General features: G+C 49.6%; 7 protein-coding genes. 3 read left to right on the top strand and 4 right to left on the bottom strand.

Features of this window, described 5'->3' with window-relative positions; translation table 11 throughout:
• The first annotated feature begins 138 nt into the window (after positions 1–138).
• From I9W95_RS05820 to I9W95_RS05810, 3 genes are read left to right on the top strand one after another with little or no spacing between them, the layout of a single operon-like run.
• Positions 139–510: an HAD family hydrolase gene (locus I9W95_RS05820; protein WP_225672794.1), complete on the top strand. Its 372-nt coding sequence runs from the start codon at positions 139–141 to the stop codon at positions 508–510.
• Complete coding sequence (locus I9W95_RS05815) at positions 500–2,089, top strand: hypothetical protein (protein WP_225672792.1); 1,590 nt, start codon at positions 500–502, stop codon at positions 2,087–2,089. The genes I9W95_RS05820 and I9W95_RS05815 overlap by 11 nt, the downstream gene beginning before the upstream one ends.
• Positions 2,086–2,811, top strand: coding sequence for a glycosyltransferase family 2 protein (locus I9W95_RS05810; RefSeq protein ID WP_225672790.1), 726 nt, complete (start codon positions 2,086–2,088; stop codon positions 2,809–2,811). The genes I9W95_RS05815 and I9W95_RS05810 overlap by 4 nt, the downstream gene beginning before the upstream one ends.
• A gap of 171 nt (positions 2,812–2,982) precedes the next feature.
• On the opposite strand, the gene I9W95_RS05805 is transcribed toward I9W95_RS05810, so the two are convergent.
• The 4 genes from I9W95_RS05805 to I9W95_RS05790 are packed head-to-tail and all read right to left on the bottom strand — an operon-like array spanning position 2,983 to position 12,025.
• On the bottom strand, positions 2,983–3,456 hold the full coding sequence (locus I9W95_RS05805) for a chemotaxis protein CheW (RefSeq protein ID WP_225672788.1): 474 nt from the start codon (positions 3,454–3,456) through the stop codon (positions 2,983–2,985).
• Positions 3,437–4,471, bottom strand: a complete 1,035-nt coding sequence (locus I9W95_RS05800) for a chemotaxis protein CheB (protein ID WP_225672786.1) — start codon at positions 4,469–4,471, stop codon at positions 3,437–3,439. The genes I9W95_RS05805 and I9W95_RS05800 overlap by 20 nt, the downstream gene beginning before the upstream one ends.
• A 4-nt stretch (positions 4,472–4,475) precedes the next feature.
• Positions 4,476–11,141 carry an Hpt domain-containing protein gene (locus tag I9W95_RS05795; RefSeq protein WP_225672784.1) on the bottom strand — a complete coding sequence of 2,222 codons (6,666 nt, stop codon included), beginning with the start codon at positions 11,139–11,141 and terminating at the stop codon, positions 4,476–4,478.
• Complete coding sequence (locus tag I9W95_RS05790; RefSeq protein ID WP_225672782.1) at positions 11,138–12,025, bottom strand: CheR family methyltransferase; 888 nt, start codon at positions 12,023–12,025, stop codon at positions 11,138–11,140. Before I9W95_RS05790 ends, I9W95_RS05795 begins: the two co-directional genes overlap by 4 nt.
• Between the last annotated feature and the right edge of the window lies 1 nt (position 12,026).

Here is a 12,026-nt window from a genome sequence, read left to right as displayed (position 1 = left end):
ATAATCAATCATGTTCAACATAGAAGATCCTTCGCATAGAAACATAACCAACCACGCCAGTATAAAATCCCCAACTGCACTAGCAGCCCTATGCTTTCGAGATCCATTAACAACCACTCGAATAGAGGATAGCTCCCTTTGAAAAGACTAGTATTTGACCTTGACAACACATTAACCATTGAGGGCTCTGGAGACTATAACAATGTTCTCCCCAGGCTTGATATGATCGACAAGCTACGAGAATATAAAAACCTTGGATTTGATATCATCATAAGTACCAGTCGTAACATGCGTACTTATAACTCCTCTGTTGGAAAAATTACAGCAAATACCTTACCAGTAATATTTGAGTGGCTTGCTAAGCACAATGTACCTTACGATGAGATTCATGTGGGCAAGCCCTGGTGTGGGCACGAAGGGTTCTATATAGATGACAAGTCGATACGTCCTTCAGAATTTCGTTCGATGAATTATGAAGAAATAATCCGGCTATTAGCGAATGAAAAGTGACATTTTAATCATTACATCTGCTCAATTTGTAGATGCCGAACTAGCTGCGGAGTTTGGTCAGATCCCACCGGCATTTTTACCTGTAGGAAATAAAAGGCTTTATCAACATCAACTGAAACTAGCATCAGAAAAGACTAGAAAAATACTGACATTACCAAATAGTTACCGCTTACCAACTTATGACGAGAGATGGTTATCTGAGCACGGTATTGAAATTTTATTTTTATCACCTGATCTGACATTGAAAGAGTCGCTGATACAATGCCTGGAGCAGACAGGCAGTGCGGAGTGTTCAACATCCATAATTCATGGTGACACCCTTATTGGAAATATCGATACCAGTCACCCAGATCAAGTATCAATCGCCCGTACTGATGATTATTATAAATGGGCCGGAATAGTAGAGAGAAAAGATCAAACTGAATTTACGGATGAGTTTGATTCTCGCGCTCCTGGGATGGTAGTCAGTGGTTATTTCAAGTTTTCGTCAAAGTCTGTATTACTGGAGTCGTTACGACAGAATTCTGGTTTTATATCCGCTCTCAACGGTTATTCAAGAATCCACTCTCTTAGAGCCATTCATTATCCAGCTTGGCTAGATTTTGGCCATTTACATACATATTTCCGCTCAAAATCCAAGATCACAACACAAAGAGCGTTTAATGATCTTGACATATCACCACGAGTAGTTAAAAAGACCAGCAATAAAGCCTGGAAAATGAAAGCAGAATACCTTTGGTTCTCAGCACTTCCAGAGCGTTTAAAAATATATACGCCACATGTGTTTTCTCTTACTGAAAAATCTGATTCGGCGTCTTACGAGATCGAATACCTCTATATGTCAGCACTGAATGAGATAGCGGTATTTTCTGAGCTTCCTAGCGTAGTATGGCTACGAATACTACAAGCATGCAACGAATATCTATCTTCAGCAAAGTACTATAATGGACCTGATAAATTAAAAGAAAGCATTCAGAATCTTCACCAGGAAAAAGTTTTTGAACGTCTGGATGTTTTACGAAAATCAGGCCCTTTTTCTCCTGATCAGAAATGGGTCATTAATGGTGAAGAACTGCCATCCTTATCAGAGATTGCTGCTCATTGTTGTAAATTAATTAAACCAGCGACAGATAAAGATATTACAATCAGTCATGGCGACTTCTGCTTTAGCAACATTCTTTATGATTTTCGTGTTCAATCTATTCGCCTGATCGACCCACGCGGAACACTCGATGAAAGAAACTTTACGCCGTATGGCGATATTCGGTATGACATAGCAAAACTATGTCATTCCATTATTGGTCGATATGACTTTATCATTGCAGAGAGATACACTCTTAATCGCCATCATGCAAACAATTTGACATTTTTACTACCCCAAAACACCGTACTTGACGAACTAACAGACAACTTTTTCAAAAATTATAGCTTAGACTATGATGCACGTGAAATAATCCCGATAATGATTAACCTTTTCATATCAATGCTGCCCCTGCATAATGACTGCCAACGACGACAGTTGGCATTGGCTGCTAATGCACTAAGGCTTTTTAGTTACTACAAGGATCTATTAAAATGATTGTTATACCTATGGCCGGAATGAGCAGTCGTTTTTTTAACGCAGGCTATAAGCTCCCCAAATATATGCTTAACGCTCATGGTAAGAGTTTATTTTCACACTGCGTTTCAAGTTTCAGCCAATATTTCAAAACGGAATCATTTCTATTTATTATACGCGATATATTTAACACAGAAAATTTTGTCAATCAGGAGTGCACGGCATTAGGTATTCTAAATTATAGGATTGTAACCTTGCAAGGTGAAACTAAAGGTCAAGCCGAAACAGTCTATCTTGGGCTGACTATGGCTGACATTCCGAGTAGTGAGTCTATTACTATTTTTAATATAGACACCATTCGCCCCGGCTTCTCACACCCAAGCTTCCTAGAAAACATTGACGGCTATTTAGAAGTGTTTAAAGGCTCAGGAGACAATTGGTCTTTTGCTAAAGAACACCCTGAAATTCCTGGAAACGTTATAGAGACTGCTGAGAAAAATCCGATCTCAGATTTATGTTCAGATGGCCTTTACTTCTTCCGATCTACAGAAATATTTAAGAAATATTTTGATAAAATGGTAGACGATGGTGAGAATGGACTAACGAAGGGCGAGCTATACATCGCACCAATTTATAATTATTTAATAAGAGACAACCTTAACATCCGGTTTAATTTAATAAAATCTGACGAAATAATTTTCAGTGGAACGCCTACTGAATATGAAGATTTTTTGAATCGTTAACCACAAGCCCTGGCAGAGTTTAGCTAACATTCACATTAAAGTATCTACAGACGTTGGTGTATTTAGATTCTGTCTTTAATGACCAGTTATCACTTAAGATGATCTATAGTAAGTCGCCATATCAAGCAATCTTACCTATCTAGATACACCACTGCACTTTGGCCGCTTGTTTCAAATAACACCCAGAACGGTTTGTTCCAGCCGATCCAGATCAGGAATCATGGCGTTCTCGCCATTCATAGACACAACCTGCTGATCATAAGTCCCCTGATTCATGGCTTCGACTTCCTGAATATCATCTGCGCTGATGTGCACAAGACGCGGGATACCCTGAATCAGCATGGCATAGAACGGCATATCGGCATGAGCACCCACGCCATTGATTACCGCAAAACGGGCATTAGGATTCGGAGCCGGAGCAGTCTGACTGTTGAGCATCTCATAACAGATTACAGGAACCGGAGTACCACGCCAGTCAATGCGCCCCAGAATCCAGTCAACACTGGAGGCGGTAGTCAGCAGATGGGAAAAAGGAATAATTTCGGCCACAGTTACGTTCGGCAGCAACAGGTTACGGTCTTTGAGAGGAATCAGCAGACAGTCGACCTGATCCGGCGTATTCGTCTTAGTGAGTGATTGGCTCATGCTTATGTATCCAGCTGTGTTTGACGCTATTCACCAGCTGCAGAGCCAGCTGATAAGGGTCACCGATAAAATCCACGCGACTGGTCTCAATCGCACTCTCCGGCATGGAGCTGTTGGCGCAGCTGTCAGGCGTCTGAGCCCATACCGGTACATTCTTGTCTGTCAGAGTCACGATGGCTTCCGCACCATCGTTACCCATACCACTGAACAGTATGTAGCCTGCGCGCTGCTCGTAGTGAGCAGCAACATTCAGGATAACCTGATCAATGGACGGACCATAAGGTCCTGGCCAGTCGCGCTGCAACGAGAACGGCTGGCCCGCATTATCGAAACGGAACTCATGACTGATAGGTGCCACCAGCACCTCTCCACAGCGTAGCGGTTCGCCAGCGGTGAAATTCTTCAGTTCATAACTGGCATGGCGGCCGATAGTTTTGCACAGCGTCTCTTCAAAGCGAGGATCAATATGCTGCGCATAAACAAAGGCAACCGGCAGGCCAGCGGGCAAGGCATCAAGGAAGGCTTTGACCGCTCCGGGGCCACCCAGTGAAGCACCAAGCACCCATACCTGCTGCGCTATACGGCCAGTGTAATCATGACCGGAAAACTCAGCAGGCAACGGAATAACCGGGGTATTACTACTGCCGAGTTTATCCAGTACAGAAACGTCCTCGGCCACCACTGGCGTAGACTTCAGCAGCTCCTTCAGTTTGCCGTACAGACGCTTTTCCCACTTAGGGAACGTCAGGCAATTCTTCTGCGGCGCTTTCTCAAGGCCAATCAGTACCGGAATATCGCCGACCAGCAGCTCATCGAGCCACTCATAATCTTCCTGGTCGTCTTCACGCAGGTCGACCACCCAGGCATCCAGATCCAGCGAAGCCTGATCAAGATCCGGCAATCGTGTCGGGTCCGTTGCCACCGCCACATCAAAACCGAAATGCAGCAGCGCGCTTTTCAGCAAATGCTGCTGCAGCCGGTCATCGGCCAGAATCCCTACCCGGGGAAGACCCATGCTGTCAGTCCTCAATCCCCAGCAGCTTATGCATGGTGCCAAGCAGTTTGTCTTCCTGGAATGGCTTACCCATGTATTCGTTTACACCGATCGACATCGCTCGCTCACGGTGTTTATCACCGGTACGCGAGGTAATCATGATGATCGGAATATCCTGCAGTCGGGAATCGTGACGAACCAGCGATGCAACCTCGAAGCCGTCCATACGCGGCATTTCGATATCCAGCAGCATCAGATCCGGCTTGTGATCCTGCAGCGTCGCCATGGCATCCACACCGTCTTTGGCAGTGAAGACTTCCATGCCGTTACGCTCCAGCAAACGCGTGGTTACCTTACGCACTGTAACCGAGTCATCCACCACCAGAATACGTGGCAGGCGGTTTTCCAACTCATGGCGACGTTCAGCTTCCTGGTTATCCAGCAGCTTGGCTTGCTGATATTCCAGTGAGTTCTGCGTACGCAGCAGGGCTGGCAAGTCGAGAATGATAACAACGCTACCATCACCCAGAATCGTACCACCAGACACACCGGCGACACTGGCAAACTGTGGACCCAGTGTTTTTACAACAATCTCACGAGAGCCCAGCAGCGAGTCTACCTGCAGCGCAAATGGAACGGCGCCACGGATCAGCAGCATAGGCACAGGCATATGCTGTGTTGTGAACTTAGGCTGAGCTTCGTTTTCCAGCATCACGCCCAGGTATTCAACGCGGTAATCGTTACCGGCATATTCAAATACCCGCTCGTTCTGCGGCTTTTCGTACAGTGACTGCAGCTGATTAACCGGAGCACGCACAATACCCTGAATGTTATTCAGCGGTACGGCGTACAGATCGTCACCAACCCGAACCATCAAGGCACGGTTAACCGATACGGTAAATGGCAGTCGTACAATAAAGCGTGTGCCAACACCTGCTTCAGACTGAATCTCGACTGAACCGCCCATCTGTTTGATTTCAGAGCTCACCACGTCCATACCAACGCCACGACCGGAAATCTGAGTAACGGCTTCGGCAGTCGAGAAACCAGCCTGCAGGATGAACTGCATAACGTCCTGATCTGACAGATTGGCATCAGCATCCATCAGGCCACGCTCGATGGCTTTACGGCGGACAGCATCCAGATTCACACCACGACCATCATCCGTCAGGGTGAGAACAACATCGCCACCGTCACGGCTGATTTCCAGGTCGATATTGCCCACTTCCGGCTTACCGGAAGCTGCACGCTGATCGCGGTTTTCGATACCGTGGTCAACTGCGTTACGAACCATGTGCTCCAGTGGTGAGATCATCCGTTCCAGAATGGTACGGTCCATTTCACCGTCGGCATTGAATACCCGCAGTTCAACCTGCTTGTTCAACTCCAGACTCACCTGGCGCACGATACGGCGCAAACGTGGCACCAGACGCTGGAACGGTACCATGCGGGTCTTCATCAGACCTTCCTGCAGTTCCGTGTTAACACGGCTTTGCTGCAGCAGCAGGGTTTCAGCATCACGGGTCTTGTGACTCAGGGTTTCTTTCAGGTCCACAAGGTCGTAGGCCGATTCCACCAGCGCTCGCGAGAGCTGCTGCATGGTTGAGTATCGGTCCATTTCCAGTGGATCGAAGTCTTCATATTCAGGGCCATGACGTTCCTGACGGAACAGCACCTGAGCTTCAGTTTCCATATCCAGACGACGCAGCTGGTCACGCAGACGCTCCAGCGTCATGTCCATTTCGTCGAGGGTATTAGCAAAGTCAGTTACCTGCTGCTCGAGACGGCCCCGACCAATCGAGGTTTCACCCGCCAGGTTGACCAGGTTATCCAGCAGGTCAGCAGAAACTTTTACCAGCTCCTGCGGCGCTTTACGTACGGTCTGCTGCTGAGCCACTTTCGGCGGTTCAGGTTTTACAGCTGGTGCCGCCGGACGCAGAGGAACAACGTTGGACGCTGGCTCATCGGTGGTCTGAGTTTCGGCACTGCCAGAGGATTCTGATTCCGTTGCGATAACAACGTCCTCTGCTTCCTCATCAGCAACAACAGGTGCATGCTCAATAGTTTCCAGAGTCAGCTCTTTCTCACCAAGCACCAGCATGCCATCTGATTCCAGAGCATGAGCAACCGCTTCAACTTTGCTGATCAGCTCATCCTGGGTTCCGTAAGCCGATTTGAAGAAACCACCATCAATGGCAATCTGTCCTTGCTGGGCTTTGAGAATGTTGGCTTCAAAGTCGTGGGCCAGATCACCGATATCAGACAGACCAGCCAGACGAGCACCACCTTTCAGTGTATGCAATACACGCTGTGCTTCTTCGGCCTCACTCAGGCGAGTCGGATCCTGCTCCCACTGATGCAGGGCGCGATCCAGTGCTTCCTGCAACTCAGCGGCTTCTTCAAGGAAGATCTCAAGGATTTCCCGGTCTGATTCATCCAGAGCCTCAGCCTGTATCGGCGCAGCAGGTGTCACGGCTTCGAATTCAGGCTCGTCGGATTCATCAGCAACGTACTCCGGCACCTCTGCAAAGGCACCGCCTTTGAGATAGTTACGGATAACCTCAACAGTCGCATCGGCCGGTTGCGGACGCTGTCCCTGACGCACCATATCCAGTTGCGTACTCAGTTCATCATGAGCGCGTTCAAGGATTGTGAATACATCTGGCTGAACACCCAGACGACCGTCATTGATGTTCTCATACAGGGTTTCAAGCTCGTGGCACAGATCTGCAACTTCACTCAGTTCCGACATCCGTGCACCGCCCTTCAGCGTATGCAGTTCTCGTTGCAACTGCGCTACATGCACCAGGTTGTCCGGCGACTGCTGCCATTGCTCCAGAGCGTTTTCTACCGACTCACTGATCTCGTCCGCTTCTTCGAGGAAGATTTCCAGAATCTCATCGTCATCACCATCCTCAACCGATGGCAGAGGCAAAGGTTCGACCGCCTGCTCTTCTTCAATCAGCAGGTCATTGTCTTCTTCATCAATAACGATATCTTCAACAGGCGAGGCGAAGGCATTGCTGACGTCTTCCACCGCATCCTGCAGCAACTCGGCTGGCGTATCATCAAGCGTGATCTCATCAGCAATATCTACGTCGATAACATCCGCATCCAGAACCGAGTCTGATTCGAAGTTATCTTCGATCAGGTTAAATACATCGTCTTCAGACACCAGCGAAACATCCGACGCCAGCTCAGAAAAGTCATCAGCTACGCTGATTTCTTCAAACGAATCCGGCACCTGTTCATCTGCAGTCAGGTCATCTGCTGACAACGACTCAAGGTCGGGCAGCAGACCATCGGAAGATTCGTCATCAGTGGAATCAAATACAGAAACATCCGCTTCTGCAGATACCAGATCAGCATCTTCAATATCGATGATGTCGTTGTTTTCGGACTCAACAGCAACAAACTGCCACTGATCAATACGATCAATCAGTTCATCAGCGGCCAGAGTTTCCTGACCAGCAGCCAGACAATCCATCATAGTCAGGATTGCTTCATGCGCTTCGGCACACATTGCCAGCAGAGTGTCTTCCGGCATGGCCTGCTCTGAGGCAATACGCTGATAAAGGCTATTCATCGCCTGGGCCAGCGCCTGAATGTGCGGCACTTCAGCTTCTGCAGCGCCTGCAGCAACTTCACTGAGATCGTTTTCCAGTGATGCCAGAACACTACTGTCCTGTTCTGCCTGCCATTGCGCCAGCAATCGCTCTGCTTCCAGCAAAGAGTCCATACCCTGAGCCAGGAATTGTGCAATCGCGTGCGGATTCGGACCACTACGCTGACCATCGTCACTCTTCAGTGCCGACAGAATCTGCGCTTCCAGCGCCTGAACCCGCTCAACAAATTCATCTGCGCCCGGTAGCGATTCTGCTTTCATCAGCTCGCGATCAGACAGCGCCGCCGCGATCATCTGCGAGCCATCCGCCAGCAAATCGACAATCGCCGCATTATTACTGACCTGATAGGCGCGGATTTCTTTAATAAAACGTTCGAGCGGAGAAGCCACCATAGCAATGGCAGTAATGCCTGCCATATGGGCACTGCCCTTCAGCGTATGCAACGCACGTTGCAGCTGATCAGTCAGACCATTGATGTAATCTTCATCACGTGACTGCTGAACAAACTCGTCGACAGTAACCAGGTGAGCACTTGCTTCACCTTCAAAGACTTCCAGTAAGGCATCGTCTTCATCTTCGTCGTCAGCAACGTCTGCTACCGCAACCTCTGGTTCTGCACTTACGGCTGCAACGTCTTCACCCGGGGCAACAAAATCCGCTACGGCCTCACCGGCAGATAATGCAAATGCATAATCCATTAACGGCTGGGTAGCTATCGAAGCGCCACGCTGATGACGGAAGTCGTCAATCAGGGCAGGTAGCTGACTGATAACGTAGTCCACCAGATCAATCAGCTGCGGCGTGATAACAATGGTGTTATCCAGCACGCGGTTGAACATGTTTTCCACAGACCAGGCGAGTTCGCCGATAAACTCAGCTTTCACCATACGGCCACTACCCTTCAGGGTGTGGAAAGCACGACGAACAGTCGTCATCGCTTCGCTGTCATCCTGATTCGCCTTAAATTGCGGCCAGAATTCATTCAGCGTCTCGACAACCTCTTCGGCTTCTTCAAGGAAGATTTCAATGATCTCATCATCAATCAGATCATCATCATCGTCGTCGACAGAAACGACCGGAGCCGCTGCTACGGGTTCAGCAACCGGTTCGGCAACGATGTCTTCAACAGATTCGCTGCTGATAGCAAACTCATCAGGGTAGTCAATATCCTGTGATTCTTCCTCAGCAGACAGCTCTTCATCCGTGCTTACTGTCTCTGCCAGCAGATCATCGGCAGACGGCTCATCCACCTCGATAACAGGCACTTCTTCAACCGACAACTCGTCGGCCGTTTGCCCGGCGACTTCAGGCTGAGCCTCATTCAGACCCAGAGCCTCATCAAAGCTGGTTACATTCGCCTCTGGCAGAGCTTCTGCTACGTCATCTTCAACAGAATCATTAAACGCTGCGGCTTCCACACCCGGCAGAGCAAGCAGTGATGCCTCTGCTTTTTCCAGCAGCTCATCGCCCGCGCTACGCGGGTTTTCGGTATAACGCTCGACGAAGTACTCAACCGACGACAGTACATCCGCAAGGATATCCAGTACCGCCCACTCTGGTTTGATACCATCATCCACCAGGGTACCGCGGATAAAAGCAGCAGCCTGAGCCAGAATATTCGCCACCCGAGGCAGCGGAATCATACTCAGTGAACCCTCAATGCTGTGCAGCAAAGATGGAACTTCTTCCAGCTCTTCGATCGCCCACTGCTTGGCGATGTATTCAACGATGGCGTCTTTGACCTGCTCCAGCACGTTGCGGGTTTCGCGTAAAACGGCCTTCTGTGCATCAGACAAGGTAGTTTCACCGGCCTGAGCGTTCAGGTCGCCTTCACGCTGCATACCGCTTAACGTAGCTTCGACGTACAACAGGGCGCCTGCCACATCGAGCAGTTCACTGTCCTGTACACTGCCAGCGTCAAGCAAGCGTGTAACCGTGCTTTGCTGTTCCTGCATGACACGACGTGGCATTCCCAGGCCCAGCATTCCCATGGTATCTGCCAGCTGTTTCAGCGAAGGAGAAAGGGACTCAAGTGCCGCAATACGGTCTTCATCACTACGAATCAGCAAATCAAAGCGGTCTTTGATTGCAGCAATTTCTTCTACCAGTGCACCCAGCACATGACCGACCGTGTCTTTATCCGGACCAGACAGCGCATCGCGCTCCTGACGAATTTCCTCTTCGGTTGGTAATGCCTGCTGCAAACCAAATTCATGCTGAGCACGACGAATGGCTTCGCCCTGCACATCTGTACGGGCAACGTAGAATAATAAGTTTTTTAGCAGCTCTTCTGCTGGCAGCTCATTAATAGCTTCGGCAGGGTTTTCGATCACACCTTTCAGAGAGTGATCCAGCTGACGCAACAGTTGCTTAGCACTCTTCGGCAGACTGTTCTGCTTCATCAGCCATTCGCTGAATGCCAGAGCCGGGAGCCACACCATACCAGACGGTGTATTACCCAGGCCCTTCATCAGACGGGCAAACACTTTATTCAGGTACTGTTTCGCAACATCCGGCTGTTTATTCTGCAGCAACTGCAGAGTGGCCGTTTGCATCATCTGACGCAGTTTGCGCGCCCACTGACCAAAATCGGCAGACGCAAAGGTTGCGAGTTGCTGATCGGTCAGTCGAGCCGGATAACTGATCTGCGGCGCAAACAAGGCTGTTTCTGACAGGAAGGCTTCACCACGGGCGGAGCGCAGCTCATTCAGAATAGGCAGCAGAACGACAGGCAGATCGCGACGACCCACCTTCACGTGTTCGAGGTAGTGTGGAAGCTGAATAATGGCCTGCATCAGAATTTCAAGACCATCGCGTTCGTTGGCGATAGATCCTTCTCCGATAGCCGCTGCAATGGCTTCCATTTCTTCCGCCAGCAGCGCAGCACCATAAAACTCTACCATCTGCAGCGTACCGTGAATCTGATGCAGGTAGCTGAGGCAGAATTTCAACCGACTTTTATCCTGGGGATTTTCCACATAGGCTTCCAGCGCTTGCTGGGCCTGCTGCAGCGTTTCTTCGATTTCCCCTTTTACCCATTCCAGGGCGATGTAGTCCTGACTCATCGCCTTGCGGTCTCCCCTGTAGAGTTTGCTTGCTTGCGCACAAATGCGGATACACGGCTGCTATGCACTGGTTCCAGCAGCGGATGCTGCCAGTCAACCATTTCGCCCAGGCCAATTACCAGAATGCCACCGGGCGCCAGACGCTCAGCCAGTACATTCAGGATCTCGCGGCGACGCCAGCGGCGGAAATAAATCAGCACATTCTGGCAGTAAATTACATGTTGCGATTGCAGCGGGCTGGCTGACAGATTCAGGATATTCACCTGACTGAAGCAGCTGCGCTGACGCAGCCGGTCTGACACTTCAAGTGCCCCGCCCGGTGCCATTTCCTTGAACCCGATTCCTGCATAGTCCGCAGGGACCCAGTCCAGAGCCCGCCCCTGGTATTTACCAGCACGGGCTTTACGCAAAACGATGGTGGATATATCAGTTCCGGTGACAGCGTACTGTTTACCTGCAGGCGTCAGCCAGCGCTCGGCAATCATGCCCAGACTGTAGGCTTCCTCACCTGAGGAGCAGCCAACACTCCACAAGTCGACAGACTCTGTAGATGGGTCAGCAGCTTTTTGCTGTACATACTGTTCAACGAAGGCAAATGCATCCGGATCACGGAAAAATCGGGTTTCCTGAACGGTCAGCCGGTCAACCAGCGTACTCCATTCAATTGCCCCCACCGGACCGCTGAGAATACGCTGATAGTATTCTTCATAGCTGTCGCAGCCGACTTCCCGCATACGGATTCCAAGGCTGGTCTGCAGGAAAGAACGACGCTGAGGTGCCAGGCACATTCCGGTTCGCTCTTCCAGCAGGTTTTGCCATCGACCAAACTGAGTGTCATCCATTTCAGGGATGGTGCTCAGTCCGGCACGTAACTGATGGTTCATT

The organism is Thalassolituus marinus, assembly GCF_020320395.1.
Taxonomy (GTDB): Bacteria; Pseudomonadota; Gammaproteobacteria; order Pseudomonadales; family Oceanobacteraceae; genus Venatoribacter; species Venatoribacter marinus.
The sequence above is the reverse complement of the archived record's forward strand: the minus strand, read 5'-3'. Positions and strand labels throughout refer to the sequence as shown.